The sequence below is a fragment of the Streptomyces sp. NPDC051020 genome, assembly GCF_040683105.1.
Classification (GTDB): Bacteria; Actinomycetota; Actinomycetes; order Streptomycetales; family Streptomycetaceae; genus Streptomyces.
Genome location: NZ_JBFBCG010000061.1, coordinates 1 through 17900, shown reverse-complemented (window position 1 = coordinate 17900; position 17900 = coordinate 1). Strand labels below are relative to the sequence as shown.

The 17900-nt window shown below is 70.3% G+C and carries 11 protein-coding genes and 2 pseudogenes; 9 read left to right on the top strand and 4 right to left on the bottom strand.

Annotation, left to right across the window (positions count from 1 at the left end):
- Positions 1–7: 7 nt before the first annotated feature.
- A complete protein-coding gene (locus AB0N06_RS27740) occupies positions 8–1090 on the top strand; it encodes an NAD(P)-dependent alcohol dehydrogenase (RefSeq protein WP_366137411.1) in 1083 nt (360 codons plus the stop codon).
- A gap of 144 nt (positions 1091–1234) precedes the next feature.
- Positions 1235–3454 carry a cytochrome P450 gene (locus tag AB0N06_RS27735; RefSeq protein ID WP_366137410.1) on the top strand — a complete coding sequence of 740 codons (2220 nt, stop codon included), beginning with the start codon at positions 1235–1237 and terminating at the stop codon, positions 3452–3454.
- 186 nt (positions 3455–3640) lie between these two features.
- On the opposite strand, the gene AB0N06_RS27730 is transcribed toward AB0N06_RS27735, so the two are convergent.
- Positions 3641–4774 (bottom strand): LUD domain-containing protein, encoded by a 1134-nt coding sequence (locus tag AB0N06_RS27730; protein ID WP_366137409.1) that lies wholly within the window; start codon positions 4772–4774, stop codon positions 3641–3643.
- A 151-nt stretch (positions 4775–4925) separates the two neighbouring features.
- Here AB0N06_RS27730 and sigJ point away from each other — a divergent pair, with 151 nt between their 5' ends.
- The 3 genes and pseudogenes from sigJ to AB0N06_RS27715 all read left to right on the top strand — a co-directional run bounded on the left by sigJ (position 4926) and on the right by AB0N06_RS27715 (position 7112).
- Complete coding sequence (gene sigJ / locus AB0N06_RS27725) at positions 4926–5879, top strand: RNA polymerase sigma factor SigJ (RefSeq protein WP_366137408.1); 954 nt, start codon at positions 4926–4928, stop codon at positions 5877–5879.
- A 111-nt stretch (positions 5880–5990) separates the two neighbouring features.
- Positions 5991–6535 (top strand): annotated as a pseudogene (locus AB0N06_RS27720) (IS701 family transposase); the annotation flags it as partial.
- 58 nt (positions 6536–6593) lie between these two features.
- Entirely contained in the window at positions 6594–7112 is a 519-nt protein-coding gene (locus tag AB0N06_RS27715; RefSeq protein ID WP_366137407.1) for a multicopper oxidase domain-containing protein, read from the top strand.
- Here AB0N06_RS27715 and AB0N06_RS27710 read toward each other — a convergent pair.
- Positions 7109–8750: pseudogene (locus tag AB0N06_RS27710) on the bottom strand (IS200/IS605 family accessory protein TnpB-related protein). The gene AB0N06_RS27715 and the pseudogene AB0N06_RS27710 overlap by 4 nt on opposite strands.
- Entirely contained in the window at positions 8743–9318 is a 576-nt protein-coding gene (locus tag AB0N06_RS27705) for an IS607 family transposase (RefSeq protein ID WP_366137406.1), read from the bottom strand. The pseudogene AB0N06_RS27710 and the gene AB0N06_RS27705 overlap by 8 nt, the downstream one beginning before the upstream one ends.
- Before the next feature lie 99 nt (positions 9319–9417).
- Here AB0N06_RS27705 and AB0N06_RS27700 point away from each other — a divergent pair, with 99 nt between their 5' ends.
- The gene (locus tag AB0N06_RS27700; RefSeq protein WP_366137405.1) at positions 9418–10038 is read left to right on the top strand and encodes a multicopper oxidase domain-containing protein; all 621 of its coding nucleotides are present in this window, start codon (positions 9418–9420) and stop codon (positions 10036–10038) included.
- A 364-nt stretch (positions 10039–10402) separates the two neighbouring features.
- Positions 10403–11461 (top strand): vWA domain-containing protein, encoded by a 1059-nt coding sequence (locus tag AB0N06_RS27695; RefSeq protein WP_366137403.1) that lies wholly within the window; start codon positions 10403–10405, stop codon positions 11459–11461.
- A gap of 206 nt (positions 11462–11667) precedes the next feature.
- On the opposite strand, the gene AB0N06_RS27690 is transcribed toward AB0N06_RS27695, so the two are convergent.
- Positions 11668–12630: a helix-turn-helix domain-containing protein gene (locus tag AB0N06_RS27690; protein WP_366137402.1), complete on the bottom strand. Its 963-nt coding sequence runs from the start codon at positions 12628–12630 to the stop codon at positions 11668–11670.
- A gap of 91 nt (positions 12631–12721) precedes the next feature.
- Between AB0N06_RS27690 and AB0N06_RS27685 the strand changes: the two genes are divergently transcribed.
- Together AB0N06_RS27685 and AB0N06_RS27680 are read left to right on the top strand one after the other, a co-directional pair.
- The gene (locus AB0N06_RS27685; protein WP_366137401.1) at positions 12722–16951 is read left to right on the top strand and encodes a S8 family serine peptidase; all 4230 of its coding nucleotides are present in this window, start codon (positions 12722–12724) and stop codon (positions 16949–16951) included.
- 468 nt (positions 16952–17419) lie between these two features.
- The coding region (locus tag AB0N06_RS27680; RefSeq protein WP_366137400.1) for a gamma-glutamyltransferase at positions 17420–17900 on the top strand (481 nt) is incomplete at its 3' end.

The window sequence follows — 17900 nt, the reverse complement described above, 5'->3', positions numbered from 1 at the left end:
AGGCCCCGTGCGTGCCACCGCCGCTCTGCTGGAGCAGCCCGGACAGCCGTTCGTCCTGACCGAAGTGGACCTGGAAGATCCCCGCCCGGACGAGGTGCTCGTCCGCGTCGCCGCCGTCGGTGTCTGCGGTACGGACCTTGAGTTCGCCGGCTTCTTCCCCACGCCCGCGCTGCTCGGGCACGAAGGGGCGGGCATTGTCGAGAGGGTCGGCGCGCAGGTCACCTCCGTACGTCCGGGCGACCACGTCGCCATGTCCTTCACCTCGTGCGGTACCTGCGCCCTGTGCCTGACGGGCTCGCCCGCCTACTGCCGCAGCTTCGACGCGGTGAACTTCTCCGGCCGCCGGCCCGACGGCTCCACCGCGGTGACCCACGGGGGGCTGGAGGTCAACGCACACTTCCTCGGTCAGTCCTCGTTCGCCAGCCATGTCGTCGCACCGGAGCGGGCGGTCGTCCGGATCGACCCGTCGTGGGACCTGCTGCGGGCCGGACCTTTCGGCTGCGGCTTCCAGACCGGAGCGGGCGGTGTGCTCAATGTGCTGCGGCCACGCCCCGGCTCGTCGATCGCGGTCTTCGGGGTCGGGGCCGTCGGCGTGGCCGCCGTCATCGCCGCCTCGCTGAGCGGCTGCGAGGTCATCGCGGCCGTCGACGTGAACACGGCCAAGCTCGAAGCGGCCCGCGGCTTCGGAGCCACGCACTGCGTCGACTCCTCGGCCGAGGGGACCGCCGGGCAACTGGCCGACCTGGTGCCGGAGGGGTTCGACTTCGTGATCGACACGACTGGACGCGAGGACGTGCTGCGCACCGCCGTGGAGGCCCTCGGGCCGCTCGGTCACGCCGGTGTCATCGGCGTCGGCCCCAGCGAGACGATGAGCTTCGACTGGCGCAGCATCCTCAACGGACGCACGGTCACCGGCATCGTCGCCGGGTCCAGCCTGCCGAGACTGTTCCTGCCGCAGTTGCTCGAACTCAACGCCGGGGGCCGGTTCCCGGTCGAGAAGATGATCACCTGCTTCCCGTTCGAGCAGATCAACGAGGCCGTCGCGGCAGTCCGGTCCGGCTCGGTCGGCAAAGCCGTGCTGACCTTCTGAGCCGACCTTCTCGGAGTTCCCACGAGGCGTTGTCAGGCTCAGCGGCACACCTTAGGGTGACCGACACCGATGAGGCTGCTGACATCCGGTGGCGCGGCCGGACAACACCGCGCACAGTTTTCGAGCACGTGGAGCGTGCCCACCATGTCCGCCGACTTCGACATCGCTTCCGACATCGACTTCGACCACCACTCCGACAAAGCCAACGCCGATCCGGTCGCCTACTACGCGGGCTTCCGTGAGAGCTGCCCGGTAGGCCGCTCGGCTGCCCATGGCGGCTTCCACTACACGACGCGGTACGCCGACGTGGCCCGTATCGCCCGCGACGACGCGACGTTCTCCTCAGCTCGCGGCGACCACGGCGGGCAGGGGGTCGGCATCGTCATCCCCAAAGGACCTGGGCTCGAACAGTATCCGATCGAGCTGGACCCGCCGCGTGCGACCGAGTACCGGGAACTGATCAACCCGCTGCTGACCCCGGAGGCGGTCGGCCAACTGGTTCCCATGATCGAGCGTCATGCCGCCCGCGTCGTGGACGACTTCATCGAGCTGGGCTCCTGCGACTTCGTCCGCGACCTCACCAACCCGCTGCCCGCTGCCGTCACCCTGGACTGGCTGGGTTTCCCCGAGGAGGACTGGGCAAAGCTGGCCGGGCCGATCCACGACATCTTCGCCGCACCGGCCGACAGCGAGCGCGCCGTGCGCGGGGCCGCGGGGCTGGCCTATATGGACCAGCGCATCCGCGAGTTGATCGCCGAGCGCCGCTCCGCACCACGGGCCGACGCGGTCAGCGCGCTGGTTGCCGGCCGACGCGCCGATGGCAGCGCGTTCGGCGAGGACGAACTGGTGTCGGTGATCGGCCTGCTCATCGCGGGCGGCGTCGACACCACCACCTCCCTGACCGGATCGACGCTCGTCCACCTCGCCCGCCACCCCGAGCAGCGCCGGCGGCTGATCGACTCCCCCGATCTGCTGGACAGCGCGACCGAGGAATTCCTCCGCGCGTTCGCCCCGTCGCAGTCGATGGCGCGCACGGTCACCAGGGAGGTCGAGGTCGGTGGCTGCCCGATGCACGCGGGCGACCGGGTGCTGATCCCATGGGTCGCCGCGAACCATGACCCCGCTGTGTTCCCCGACCCCACGCAGATACGCCTCGACCGGGACGCCAGCCGCCACCTCAGCTTCGGCATCGGATCGCACCGGTGCGCCGGTGCCCACCTCGCCCGGGCCATGTTCCGCGCGATGATGACGCAGGTCCTGACCCGGCTGCCCGACTACCGGGTGATCGAGGAGGGGCTCGTTCCCTACCCCACGCGCGGCAACCAGTCGGGCTGGGACGCGGTCCCGGCGGTCTTCGCGCCCGGTCCCCGGGCGGCAGCGGCGGCAGGCACGGCCCGCGCGCTGAGCACGCCCACCCCGCTGCGGGTGGCCGCGGTGCGTGCCGCGGCCGAGGGCGTCGTCGCCGTCGACCTCGGCCTGCCGGACGGAGGTGAACTCCCCGCGTGGCGGCCCGGGGCGCACGTCGAGCTGCGTCTGCCCTCGGGCCGACTGCGTCAGTACTCGCTGTGCGGTGACCCCGCCGACGCCACGACCTGGCGTATCGGGGTCCTGCGCGAACCCCAGGGGCGGGGCGGTTCGGCCGAACTCCACGAACTCGCCCGCCCCGGAGTCACGTTCGCGGTACGCGGGCCGCGCAACCACTTCCCGCTCGCCGAGGCGCCTTCCTACCTGTTCCTCGCCGGCGGCATCGGCATCACACCGATCCTCGCCATGGTCCGCGAGGCCGCGGCACGTGGCACGCCCTTCACCGTCGTGTACGGCGGACGCACCCGCTCGACCATGGCGTTCGCCGACGAACTCGCCGCCGTCGCCGGCGACGCGCTCACCCTGCTCCCGCAGGACGAGGCCGGGCTGCCGGACCTCCCCCGGCTGCTGGGCGGGCTGAACGCGGACACCGCCGTGTACGCATGCGGGCCGACACCGATGCTGGCGGCAGTCGAGCGCGAGTGCACCATCCTGAATCTCACCGACCGGCTGCACCTGGAGCGCTTCACCGCAGGCGACGACCTCGAAACGACATTCGACGCCACGGAGAACCGGACCTTCGAAGTCCAGCTCGCGCGCACCGGCGGCACGCTCGTCGTACCGCCCGACCGCCGCCTCATCGAGGTCCTGCGCGATGCCGTGAGCGGCCTGTCCTACGACTGCGAGAAGGGATACTGCGGCGCCTGCGAGACCCGCGTCCTCGCCGGGACACCGGAGCACCGGGATTCCGTGCTCAGCGACGAAGAACGCCTCGCCGGGAGGACCATGATGATCTGTGTGGGGCGCTGCCGGAGCGACCGACTCGTCCTGGACCTCTGACCCTGGCCGGCCGACTCCCGCGGGGGCCGGCAGCTGCGCGCCAGACGCCGCCTGGCAGACGGGACTTTCGAAACACGCCCCAGGCATGGCAGCACTCGTATAGGCAGGGCGCGGGGGCGGACGGCGAGCCCGATACGGCTCGCCGTCCGCCCCCGCGGCGTTCTCACGTCCTCACCACGCGGGATGTCAGAATCCGATGGCCTCGCGCAGCAGCAGGACGGTGCCGCGCCCGGGCTGCGGCTCGGCGTTGAGGACGAGCAGACGGTTGACCGCGCTCGGCTGCCCGTAGATCGCCTGGGCGCGCGCGGTCTCCAGCGGGAGGGAGTGCTCCTCGACCCGGCGCAGTGCGGTGCTCAGGTCGGGCACCACCTTCTGCGCCCCGACGACCCAGATGGCCCTCGCGGCGCCGCCGGCGGCGGCGGGCAGCTGGCTGCCGCTGGCCGAGGCGATGACGAGCGAGCCGTTCTCGGTGACGGCCGCGACACTGGCGACGAAGACGTCGGGGGCGGCCGCCAGCCGGCGGATCTGGTCGGACTCGGTGGCGCGGTCCATCTTCAGCACGCGCGGTCGGATGGCCTGGTAGCGGTCGCCCGCCTCGATGTCCTCCGCCACTCCGGAGAGCCGAAGCGTCTCGCTGGCCCCGGTGAACACGCCCGCGCCCTCCGGGATCAGATCCTTGATGCGGGCGCGGGCCGCCGCGGCGTCGTCGAGCAGTTCGGCGGTGAAGCCGTTCGCCCGCAGCGCCGCGATCGCCCGGTCCAGCCGTTCCGCGGACGCCGGTGCGGCGAAGTCGTCGGCCGCCCCCGTGGCCGACGCGTCCGCCTCACCGGCACCCGGTGCCCGGACGGTGTCCCCGGCCTTACCGGAGTCCTGCGCCGCGTCGGGGCCGGGCGCCGAACCCCGCAGCGGGGTGGTGTCGACGTACCTGACCTCGTAGACCCGCTCGGCGAACTTCCATCCCTCCGGCGTACGCCGGTAGGTGTCGTGGTAGATGGCGAAGTTCAGGCCCGAGCGGCCGTCGAGCAGACGCGCGATCTCCTGTATGTAGGTGCGGCCGGTGGCGGTGTCGCCGTCGATCCGGATGGTGCCTGGGTGGCTGTTCTGCACGAAGAAGTCCCACTGGCTCTGCAGGCGTTCGCCTCCGGTCCGGATCTCCTCCCGGCCGATGAGCTCGACCGGGACGTTGGGCATGCGCAGAACGCCGTCGGGGGTGAACAGCGCGGCGAGGCGGGCACGGTCGCGCATCATCGCCGCGTCGGTGAAATCGCCGCGCAGCGCCTCGATCTCGACGCGGTCGGCGATCTCCTGGAAGTCGTTCATGCTCAGCGTCCTGTCCTGTGGATGGTGTACTCGTCTTCACCAGTCCGACAACGCAGCCCCGCCGAATGTGAGGCGAGCCGCCGACCTCACATTCCACCGCTCTGATTTGTCGTACCGGAGAGGGCACGTGAACGAGGGAGCCGGAGAGCGTGTGACCACTCCATCGGAACAGGCACAGCGGCAGGCAGAGGAGCAGCGGGATCCTGGCCTGAGCACGATCATGAGCGAGCGGCGACAGCTGCTCAATCTCGCCTACCGGCTGCTCGGGTCCCTGGCCGATGCGGAGGATGTCGTCCAGGAGACCTACACCCGCTGGTACGCGATGTCCCGGGCGGAGCAGGAGGTCATCGAGTCCCCGGGCGCCTGGCTGACGAAGGTGGCCAGCCGCATCTGCCTGAACCTGCTCGGCTCGGCGCGCGCCCGGCGGGAGGCCTACGTCGGCGAATGGATCCCGGAGCCGCTGCCCGACTCGGCCGAGTGGATCGCCGGGGCGGCGGGCGGCGCCGGCGTGGACCCGGCCGACCGGATCACCCTCGACGAGTCGGTGACCATGGCTTTCCTGGTCGTGTTCGAGTCGATGACCCCGGCCGAGCGCGTCGCGTTCGTGCTGCACGACGTCTTCCGCTACCCGTTCGCCGAGGTGGCCGAGATCGTCGGCCGCAGCCCGGCGGCGTGCCGTCAGCTGGCGTCCTCGGCCCGCCGCCGCATCGCCGCCGCGCGGACCGAGGCGAGCCCGAACGCGGCCCGGCAGGCGAGCGTCGTCCGGCGGTTCAAGGTGGCCTGGGAGGCGCAGGACATCGAGGCCCTGCTCAGCCTGCTCGACCCGGGCGCCACCGAGATCTCCGACGGCGGCGGCCGCGCCATCGCCCACCTGCTGCCGATCGAGGGCGCCGAGCAGATTGCCCACTTCTACCTGACGATCGCCCGGTTCGCGCCGCCCCGGACGATCCTCGAGCGCACGGTCAACGGGCTGCCGGGCCTGGCGGTCGAGTCCGGGGGCGGGATCGAGACGGTGTTCGCGTTCAAGGTCGCCGACGACGACCGGATCACGCACATCTGGGCGGTGCGCAACCCGGACAAGCTCCGCCCATGGCGGCTGTCCTGACCGTCCTAGTACTGCAACCGCATCTGGGGTGACGGCTGGTGCTGTTCGTCGTCGTTGTGACTGTGTGCTGATGATCTGACGGTTCAGCGGGTCGAGTCGTGGTCGGAGGGGATAGCCGGGCTGCATGCCCGCTTCGCCCACCGTTTCGGCAGGTCCGAGCCACGTGAGCGAGCGCTTGACTACCTTCAGGGGCTGATCGCTCCTTTGGAGAAGAAGAACGGTTGGACGCTGTCAGAACAGGTCGGACAGCTCCGCCCGGACGGTGTCCAGCGCCTGCTCAACCTCTCGGACTGGGACGAGAACGCGGTCCGAGACGACATCCGTGACTTCGTCGTGGAGTCCATCGGCAGCCCGGATGGTGTCCTGATATGCGACGACACCGGCTTCCTGAAGAAGGGCACGAAGTCGGCCGGCGTGCAGCGGCAGTACTCCGGCACAGCGGGAAGGACCGAGAACTCCCAGATCGGCACCTTCCTGGCCTACGCCTCGGCAGCCGGCCGGGCACTGATCGACCGCGAGCTCTACCTCCCGGCGTCCTGGACGGATGACCGGACCGCTGACGGGCCGCCGGCATCGCCGACGAGGTGCCCTTCGCCACCAAGAACGAGCACTTCCGACAGATGGTGCAACGCGCCATCGACGCCGAGGTGCCGTTCGGAGGGTGCCGCCGCCCGGCACGTCCTCGGAGGCGTCGCGGCCCGCGGAGGAGGTCTCGTGAGGCCGGCGATACCGCGCCGCCGCCTCCTCGGCGCCCTGGGAGGGGCGGCCGCCCTGGCGGCGGTGGGCACACAGATCCCGCGGCTGGCCGCCGCCGTCCAGACCGGGGAACTGCTGCGCAGCCTGCTGCCGCTGCCCGCCCCGTACCGGGTGCCGCTGCCGGTACCGCCGGTGCTGACCGCGCATCAGGACGCCACCACCGACTACTACGAGGTGACGCAGAAGGCCGCCACCCAGGAGATCCTGCCCGGCCACACCACCGCGATCTGGGGGTACGAGGGGATCTTCCCCGGGCCCACCCTCGTCTCCCGCAGCGGCCGGCGGACCGTCGTCCGTCACCGCAATGCGCTTCCTGTGCCCGCCGTCGTTCACCTGCACGGCGGCCACACCCCGTCGGCCAGCGACGGCTACCCCACCGACCTGATCGTGCCGGACGGGTTCACCGGCCCGCTCCCGCACCACGACCACGGGGCCAGCCTGGCCCACGACTCACGCGTCTACGAGTACCGTTCCTAGCCAGTGTGCATAAGTGAGTCCTGGACCCACTGTTGCGTACTGGGCGCATCCCGAACGGTGTTGGATGCGCTGGGTTCCCGCTTTCGCGTCCCGCTCGGCGACGGCCGTCCAGGGGGCCGGTCCGTTGTGGGTGGGCGGGTTCCCTCACGCCCCCGGGCGTCCGGTCTGGCCTGGATGGTCCGATGCCCCGCACGATCGCTCCGGTCGTGCGGGGGCGGTGCCGTCCGTCGCCGGACCGGGTACCCGAGGGCGCGTCGTCCGATCGCGATACCGGCGGCATCGTGACGAGACATCTTTCGACGTGGAGTGGCCAGCGGTTTCTGCCAGTGCTGGGCACCCCCACAGGGAGGTGTAGGCGGGGTCGACCGCGACAATGCTCAGGCCCTGTTCGGCGGCCATCGACACCAGCCGGGCCTTGAGTTTCCCGGTCGGCATGCCGGAAATGAGCTGCCGGAACCGCTTCCTGCGGCCGTGCTTCTCCCGGGTCTTCTCGGCGGTGAAGTCGAGGTCTTCGATCCCGATCGCGGCGACACCGACCTGCCTGGCCCAGTGGATCAGCCGAGTCAGGGCGTGGCGGATCTGTGCGTCGCGGTGACCGGCGGCCCCGGACAGGTCGTAGAAGAACCGCCGGGGCCAGCCGACGGGGTTGCCGTGCCGGTCGAGCCGGTAGGCGGCGAAGTGATCGGCATTGGTGTCGACACCGATCATGCCCCGGGCGCGGGCGGTTTCCAGCGGGATGGTCTTCACGACGGGGCGTTGCCAGGACGCGGTGAGGTACCAGCGGCCGCGCTGGGTGTCGAGGTGGATGCGGTAGGCGACGGCCCGGTTCGCGGTGATGCGGTCGGCCCACTCCGCACCCCGGTGCGCGAACGCGATCCGGGAGGTGAGGACGTACCGGCCGCGCCCGGCGTTGGCCAGGTGCGCGAGCGGGGCAGGCAGCTTGATGCTGACCTCGCCGTCCGGGGTGACACGGATCGTCTCGTTCCCGAACCGCTTCCCCGACTCACCGTCCGCAGCGATGAACCAGCGCTCCGCCTCCCAGCGTTCCCGCCACTGGCCTTCGGTGAGCCGGGCCTCGGTGAGGTGGTGGCGGGTGTTGAGCAGACGTCTGCCGCCCCGCACCACACGAACCCGTCCGGCCTGCCACTCGGCGACAGCAGCAGCATGCCGATCTTCCAGCATCGCGAGACGGCGGGACTTGTGGAACCACTCACTCCGGGAGCGGTAGCCGCCCGCGGCCCGCTTCGTTCCCCGCTCCCCGACCGGGAGGGACAGGCGGTGCCGCAGCATCTTGATCCCGGCTGCCAGCGTCTGGATATGCGCTGCCTGGCAACGCCGGGCCAGCGCCCACTGATCATGCGTGGCCTTGGTGATCGCACCCGCGATCCGCGACGACGACTCCTTCGTCAGGTCCCGCTTACGCGATGCCCAGGCGTCCGCGCTGTGCCCCAGACCGTCCGCACAGCGGGCCTTGAGATCACGCGAAGCCAGACGGCCCTGGTGCTCGCCGACCAAGCGGAGGACTCTCTCGTCCTGGGGTGCGAGGTGCCCCAGCCGGTCACGTATTGCCACACCTGTGGGTCCGACGGCGACGAACGGCGGGGCGATGGTGCGCAATTGGTTCTTCGACTCAGCCATGCTCGGCAGCTTCCAAAGCTTTCCTCGCCCGCCTCTTCGCCGAACGGCGCCCGTACAGACGAGCACAGAACGAGGTCAGCACCTCCACCGTGTCCCGCACCAAGTCGTCTTCGAGCTCCCCGTCATCCAGCACAACCAGACGCCGGTCCGCGGCTTCGAGTGCCGCTTCGACAAGTTCGGTGTTCATTCGGCCGAGCCGGTCACGGTGTTCGACCACCACGGTGGTCACGTCCGGGTCGGCCAGCAAACGCCGGGCCCTGACGCGGGAGCCGTTCATACCCGACCCGATCTCGGACTCCACCCGCACCACCCGGTGACCCGACTGCGCGGCCCACCGCGACAGCCGAGCCACCTGACGCTGGAGATCACCCGTCTGGTCGCGCGAGGAGACACGGGCGTACAACCCGACACCGTCGACCGTTCCAGGCGCCGCAACGGCCTCCACATTCACCAGAATCGTCCGCGGCCCGACCCGCTGAGCCGGCACCGGCAACGTGCCCTCACGAAACCAGCGATACGCCGTCTGCGGATGCACACCCTGCACCCTCGCCCACTCCGCCAGATTCACACCCTGAACAACGCACTCACCCAAACTTAGTTACGCCCACTCGAACGGCCTCGAAAGCCAACAGTTGCTCACCCCCAGCCCGCTGGCGGCGGCGCCCTGGTGCAGATCGGCTCCGACGGCGGCCTGCTGGCGGCCCCGAGAGCGCACGACGCGATCGTACTGGCGCCCGCGGAACGCTTCGACGTCGTCGTCGACTTCTCCCGCTACCGGGTCGGCGATGAGGTCACCCTCGGCAACCGGCTCGGCAGCGGCACCACCGCCGCGGTCATGCGCTTCCGGATCGCCCGGCGCGCCACCGACGACAGCGCCGTGCCCGCGCGGCTGTCGGGCATCGAGCGTCTGGACCCGGCGCGCGCGACGGCAACCCGTACCTTCGCCTTCCGCGACCAGGGCGACGAGGGCTGGACGATCAACGGCCGGCCCTACGACCCGATGCGGGCCGACGCCACCCCGCGGCTGGGCGCGCTGGAGGTCTGGCAGTTCACCAGCGACTTCCACCACCCGGTCCACCTTCACCTGTCGCACTTCCAGGTACTCTCCCGCAACGGCGAGGCCCCCGGCCCCTACGACGCGGGCTGGAAGGACACCGTCGACCTGAGCGCGGGCGAGGCGGTCGCCATCATCACCAGATTCACCGGCTACCGGGGGCGTTTCGTCTTCCACTGCCACAACCTGGAGCACGAAGACATGGCGATGATGGCCAACTTCGAGGTCCTCTAGCGTTTTGACCGATGAGAAGCTGTTTCTGATCCCCTCAGTTACCGGCCTCCGACGGGCCGGGTCGGAGCGCGAGGCGAGAGTGAGCCAGAAGTCTCAGCCGTCTGCGGATCCGTCATCGGGGGTGAGCGCCGCTGGGGTGCTGCTGCTCGCGTCCCGTCTGCCAGGCGGCGTCTGGCACGCACGCACGCCCGTATTCGAGCGTTCCGACAACGCAGCGAGGTGCCGCAGCTGCCGTCGTGCGCCCGCCAGGGATGACGGGACAGCCCTTGGACGCCGGCAGGTGATTGAGCGTCAAGCGTCGTTGTCAGTGCCTCCCCATAAAGTGAAGACATCACTCGGGGAGCCTCGGAGGGGGAGCACAAACGTGTCCGCAAACAAGATCCAGCACAAGGTGAATCACGTCGCGCTGGTGGTGGACTGTTCGGGTTCAATGCGTCCGCACCAGAGTCAACTCATTAGAGTTGTGGACGAGTTCGTGGCGGGGCTGAAAGCCGAGTCGGACAGCCTGGGCCACGAGACACGGATCAGCCTCTACTCCTTCGACCACAAGGTGGAGAACCTGGTCTGGGACATGGACGTGAAGCATCTGCCGTCCATGCGTGGGCTGTACCAGGTCAACAATGGAGCTACGGCCCTCATCGAGGCTTCTGTGAAGTCCCTGGACGACCTGGGCCATATTTGGGAGGAATACGGCGAGCACAGTTTCCTCCAAATCGTCGTGACGGACGGTGAGGAGAACGCCTCCGGTGGCGACAGGCGGCACGACGGCGACATGGCCATCCTTGGCCCCTGGCTCGACAAGATCACGGCGAAGATGAGCGGGCTTCCGGGCCACTGGACTTCCGCGATCCTCGTTCCGAACTCCCTGGCCAAGCGCACCGCCCAGAACTACGGTTTCCCGGCCGGGAACATCGCCATCTGGGATGCGGATTCCCAGAAGGGCGTCGAGGAGGCGATCGGCACCGTGCGCGCTGCCGCCACCAGCTTCCTCCGCGGGCGGGAGCAGGGGGTGCGTGGCACGAAGAACCTGTTCACTGTCGGTCAGGACATATCGGTTGACGAGGTGCGGGCGCACCTCGAACCGATTCCGGCTGACAAGTACCGGCTCCTGAAAGTCGACAAGGAGGTCGAGATTCGCCCCTTCGTCAACTCGCACCCGGGCGTGACGTACGAACGTGGTTCGTGTTACTACCAGCTGGGCGCCCGGGCTCAGGTTCAGCAGAACAAAGAAGTCATCGTGGTCGAGAAGGACACCGACCGCGCCTATACGGGCGACGCGGCACGCAGCCTTTTGTTCGGTACGGATGTTCAGGGGACCGTCTCCGTGAAGGCGGGGCACAACCCCAAGTTGGAGGTGTACGTACAAAGTCGTTCGGTGAATAGGAAGCTCAAGCCGAAGACCCGTCTGCTCATCATGCTCTGAAATCAATGAGTGAAGAGCGGGATGGTCCGGGAGCAACCTGCTCTCATTGTTCGACACCGCCGTGAGCAACAGATGTCGCCCCGTGCGGTCACTGGCGGCACGCGGCGGCGCGTGAGGGCTGTCCCGTCATCCCTGGCAGGCGCACGACGAGGAGATACGCGCGCCGAGACCATTCCGCTCATTGCCGCCCCTGCCGGCGTGCTGTCTCACAACCAGCCGCGGCGGGCCGCGATCACTCCGGCCTGGAAGCGGTTGGCGGCGCCGAGGAGATCGTGCAGGCGGCTGATGCGGCGGCGCATGGTGCGGACGGACCAGCCGAGCTGGCGGGCTATCGCCTCGTCCTTGAGGCCGCTGACCAGGAGGGTGAGGACCAGTCGGTCCTCCTCGCCGAGGGGGTCCTCGGCGGGGGCGTCGAGGGGCAGGGCCTGCTTCCAGCACATTTCCCAGTAGCCGGTGAGGGCATCGAGCAGGGTGGACGGGCGGATCACCGCGGCACGGACGTCGTTGAGGTCGAGGGAGAGCGGCATCAGGGCCAGCTTGCGGTCGGCGATGGCGAGTTTGATGCCCAGGCCGGGCAGGACGCGGGCCTGTTCGCCGTGCCGGACCAGCTCGCGGACGTCGTCGAGGACGCCCGGCCATTCCAGGGCCTCGGGGGCGTAGATCGCGCGGTACCGTACGCCGCGGCCGAGCGCCGTCGCCTCCACCGGGTTGGAGGTGGTCAGGGCGTACGGCGGCCGGTCCAGGGTCATCACGTCCTCGTGGGCCTCCTGCTGAAGGCGGACGAACCAGCGGCCCAGCGCCTCGCTGCCGGTGGTGATCTCCACCTCGTCCTCATAGGTCGCGCCGGTGCGCGCGGCAGCGAACAGCCGGGACAGCTCGTCGGCCGCCGAACGGACCCGCTCCAGCTCATTGCTTCTGGCCCGCACCAGCGCCTCGACGGCGGCGCCCGGTTCGATCGCGGCGTACCGGCGGCGGGAGCCGGCGAGCCGGCCGACCAGCCCGTGGTCGCGGAGCCGGTCCAGCGCCCTGGCGACGCGCTCGGCCGAACAGTCGAGATCCGCGGTGAGTTCGGCAGGCGCCGCCGTCCGCCGGGTCAGGACGGCGCGGTAGACGCTCTCGTCGAACGGATCGATGCCTGCCGCCGTGAGTTGCGGTGTCTGCGGAGTCATGGACGGATGGTGGCCCAATTGTGCCAGCGGCAGCAATGGGCCACGGAGATCGGTTGTGCGTCAAGTGCCCTCGCCACTAGGACCTTTACGCATGGCAATGAAGTCACGAAGATCGCGTCATGCCGCCCTCGCCGCCGTTGTTCTCGCCGGCATGTTGGCGGTGACACCGGGTGCTTCCAACGCGTCCACGCCCGACCCGTCGCAACGAGTGCTCGTCGAACTGTCCGGGAACCCAGCGGTCACCGCCGCGCCCGGTGGATCGCTGCTGTCCGCCGAGGCCGCCCGCGGCGTCGGCGCCGCCCGCCACGCGCTCGACGCGCGGCAGGAGACGTTCATCGGCTCGGCGAAGAGCGCCGGGCTGCACCCTTCGGCGACCCGCAAACTGGGTCTGCTCGTCGATGCCGTGGCAATGACGGTGCCCGCGTCCGAGGTGGGGCGGCTGTCCTCGCTGCCGGGCGTCACCGCCGTCCGCCCCGACACCCGGGTGCTGACGAAGACGGACGTGAGCGTGCCGCTGATCGGTGCACCCGGCGTCTGGCAGCGCAAGGACCCGGCCGGAAGCCGCGTCACCGGCAAGGGGACCACCGTCGCGATCCTGGACAGCGGCGTGGACTACAGCCACCCCGACCTGGGCGGCGGACTCGGCAAGGGGTACAAGGTCGTCGGCGGGCACGACTTCGTCAACGATGACGAGGATCCGATGGACGACAACGGCCACGGCACCCACGTCGCCGGCATCATCGCGGGCAAGGCGGCCGAGAAGGGCGGCATCACCGGCGTGGCGCCCGGTGCGAATCTGCTGGCCTACAAGGTGATGGACGCCGACGGCTCCGGCTACACGTCGGACATCATCGCCGGAATCGAGGCGGCCTCCGATCCGGCCAACCCGCACCGCGCCGATGTCATCAACATGAGCCTCGGCGGCCCCGGCGACGGCACCGACCCGCTGGGCCGCGCCGCGACCGCGGCCGTACAAGCGGGTGTGGTCGTGGTGGCCGCGGCCGGCAACGACGGCCCGGGTACGGGTACGGTCAGCAGCCCCGCAACGGCCGACGGCGTGGTCGCGGTCGGCGCGTCGACAAGCAATCTGCGGCTGCCCAGCGCTTATCTGGCCGGCAGGAAACCCGAGTTGATCCAGACCTACCGCGGCATCCTGTCCGCGAACCCGCCGGAGCACCCCGTCACGGCGCCGCTGGTCGATGTCGGCGAGGGCACCGCCGAGGACTGGAAGCGGGCCGGCGACGTACGCGGAAAGATCGTACGGGCCAAGATACTCATCGCTTCCGACACCCAGTACCTGACGGCAGGCGCCGTGGAGTGGGCGAAGGAGGCGGAGAAGCGCGGCGCGATCGCCGTGCTGGCCGGCCTGCCCTCCAACGACGGCCCGGTGTTCGTCGCCGGAGCACCGGGAGAGGTCCGGCCGCCGGAGGTGAACCCTGAGCCGGGAGTGGCCCAGGTGCCGTCCCCGTCCGCGCGGATCGACGCCTCCGGCGACTCGCTGCGCATGGACCACCTGGTGGTCATGGGCATCGACTCGACCCAGTACGCGGAGTTGAGCGCCCGGCTCGCCGCCGGGAAGGTCTCGGTGACGCTGCGCGGCACCGACACCACCGACCGGATCGCCTCGTTCTCCTCACGCGGTCCCACACAGGGCTTCGGTTTGAAGCCCGATCTGGTCGCGCCGGGCGTGGAGATCCGCTCCACCGTGCCCAAGGCACTGTACGGGCCCGGCGAGTACCGCATGTCGGGCACCTCGATGGCGACCCCGCACGTCGCCGGCGCTGCGGCCCTGCTGCGCCAGCTGCATCCCGGCCGGGCTCCTGCCGAGATCAAGGCCGCGTTGGTCGGCACCGCGAAGCCGCTGAGCGGCAGCGGGCCCACGACGCAGGGCTCGGGCCGGCTCGATGTGGCCGCGGCAGCCTCGGCCACGGTCAGTGCCTCGCCGGCGTCGGTGTCGTTCGGACTCGCCGATCTGTCCGGGCGTCACGTCGGCGGAATCGCGAAGGTGACGCTGCGGAACTCCGGCAAGCGGCCGGTCGCGACCTTGCTGCGGACCGACGGTCCGGCCACGGTCTCGGCGAAGCGGGTCACTGTACCGGCCGGGGGGACCGCGACCGTCACGGTCTCGCTGCGCGTCGCCCGACCGGCGGCCGACACCGAGATCAGCGGCCGTCTCACGGCGACTCCCGACCGGGGACCGGCGATCGGGGTGCCCTACCTGCTCGCCGTCCGGCACCTGGCCGTCCAGGCCGCACCCGACCCGAGCGACGGTCACTCGACCGTGCACATCGCCCCGCCGACCCGGCTGGCCGCACCGCCGGTCGTCACCGTCACCCCGCCTCATGGCAAGGCCGTCGACGTCACTTCCACGCTGGATCCCGCCAGCGGCTACTACCGGGCCGCGGTGACCGGCAGCGCGGCCGGCGCCTACCGGGTCTCGGTACGCGGCACCGCCGGCACCGGGCAGCGGCTCACCGGCACCAGCGCCTTCGAGGTCACCCCGGTCGACAGCCGCAGGAACCGCTGGAAGCCGGTAGGTCCCAACAGCCAGGCCGGCTCCATCGCCCTCTCGTCGAGCCGGCCGAAGCAGGCCGTCCTCACCCAGTACCAGAAGGCGGCTCCCTGGCTGACCACCGACAACGGCACCTCCTGGCGCCAGTTGGGGCGTCTGCCCGTCGCGGACGGCACGGGTCCGCTCGTGGTGGACGCGAAGAATCCCGACCGCTGGTGGTACGCCGTGAACAGCGTTCGCGACGGCAGTCGCCGGGGCGCCATCCTGCGCACCGATGACAACGGGCGGACCTGGCGCACGCTCGACGTCCCGGACACCCGCATCGCGGCGCTCGCCGCCGATGAACAAACCCGCACCCTGGTCGCGGTCACCTCGGACGCACTGCTGGTCAGCACGGACGCGGGCGACCACTGGACGACGTATCCGACCGGCGTCACCGGCGGCATCACCGCCGCCGTCGTCACCGGTGACACCCTCTATATGACGACGTATCACGGCGTCTGGGTCCGCTCCGGCATCGGCTCGGGCAACCCCGGCGAGGCACGCCTGCTCTTCGCCCCGGCCGGCGAGACCGTCGGCGGGCTGGCCGCCGACTCCTCGGTCGTGGCGGTGTATGTCCCGGGCCGGGGAGTTGTCGGTTCCCGTGACGGCGGGGAGACCTGGACCACCCTGCTGTCCATGACGAGCGGCGGCCTCCGCCTGACCATCTCGGGTGACGACCTGTACCTGAGCACGCTGTCCGGCAGTGGCCGTCTCAGCCGCGACCACGGGCAGACGTGGACCACGGTCGCCGCGCCGTCGCGCGCAGCGGTACCGATGGACTACGACCGTTGGGCCGACGGTTCCGTCACCGTCTCCAGCGAGCAGGACGGTCTCTATCGGGGTGCCGCGGACGGCACCGGATACCGGCGGATCGGCGTCCAGGGACTGACCGTCAACGATCTCGCGGTCAGTGACGGCCATCTGCTCGCCGCCACCGACAGCGCGGTCTACCGCACCGCCCTTCCCGTCGCGAGCCCGGAGTGGGGCCAGTCGGGCGGCGAGGGGATGAGGGGCGTCACCGTCCCGCAACTTGCCGTGTCGGCCAAGGATCCGAAGGTGGTCTGGAAGGTGCGGCGCACCGCGTTCGGCTCATTCACCGTCGAGCGCAGCGGCGACGGCGGTGCCACCTGGGAGGAGAGGGGCAGTTCGTCGGAGGTGCCGACGGCGCTCATGGTCCACACCGCCGACCCGAACCGGGTCATGGTCAGCTTCCAAAGCCTTCTGGGCCGGGGGCTGTTCGCCACCAGCGACGGCGGCGCGACGTGGAAGAACCTCTACCACGAGCGTTCCTTCGACACCATCGCGGGCGATCCCGCAAATCCGCTGCGCCTGTGGCTCGGCAACACCGCCGGTCTCTACCGGTCTGACGACGGCGGGGTGACCGTCACCAAAGTCGCCGACGGTCCGGTGACCGCGATCGACCTCGACGGACGGCGTCTCGTCGTCGGCGGCGAGAGCGTCCGCGTCAGCACCGACGGCGGCCGGACCTTCCGCACCGCGGACACCGGCGCTCTCGCGATCCATCTCTCCGACCTGCTCCGGGTCGAGGACACGCTCTACGCGGCCACCACCAGCTCCGGGGCCAGCGGCCTCCTGCAAGGCGGCCGCGGCGTACTGCGCAGCACCGACCACGGTCTGAGCTGGCACAACATCTCAACCGGCCTGCAGAACACCGACACCACCAAACTGGCCGCGAGCCCGGACGGCCGCACGCTCTACGTCGGCACTGTCGACGGCGGCGTGCACCGTCTCGACCTGCGTCACTGATCACTACGGACCGAGCGCCCGGACGGAACCTGTGTCCGGGCGCCCGGTCCACGCGTTGACGGGGCCGGTGGATCAGCGCTACGACCACGACGGCCGGGCCGCCCAGTGTGGGGCGTTCAGCGGCGGTTTCGGTGCGGCATCCGGACCGGCTGGTGTTCCAGGGCGAGCATGCAACACCAGGCGCGGACGTCATCGGCAGCAGTCCGCAGCATCGCCAGGACGTTCGTGACGGTCGGACAGGCCGGACGGAGCAGCACAAGCGGTCATCATGCCGACCTCACTGACGTAACTGTCACTGGGATGACCTGGGCGGACGCGGATTCCGGCGAGCGCAGGGTCGTTGAACCGCGCTGGTTACTGCCGAGGAACCTCAGATGTTCCGCAAAGATCTCCAAGATCCATTGCCGATGAGACCGGCTGTTGCCAAAGTGCCAGCAATCACCCTCGCCCGAGGCCCTCGGAGGCTCGATGATCGCCCGCCGTGCCCTGGTGTCTGCCGTGTCAGCGGCAGCCCTCGCTCTTCCTCTGCTCCTCCCCACCGCAGCCGCCGGCTCATCCCCGGGTGTCGCAGCACCCTCCGGCTCGCGTCTCCAGCCGCCACCCAAGCAGGCCGTCGCCACCGGCAGCGGGGGCGCAGTCTCCAGCGTGAACCCCTACGCCTCGCAGGCCGGCATCGAGGTACTGCGGCGCGGCGGCAACGCGGTCGATGCGGCGGTGGCGACCGCGGCCGCGCTCGGCGTGGTCGAGCCGTACTCGGCAGGCGTAGGAGGCGGCGGCTATTTCGTGTACTACGACGCCGCCAAGAAGAAGGTGCACACCATCGACGGCCGAGAGACGGCCCCGGCCCGGATGCACTCCGACTCCTTCGTCGACCCGTCCACGGGCAAGGCCATCCCGTTCCAGGAAGCGGTCAACTCCGGCCTGTCCGTGGGAGTTCCGGGCACCCCGG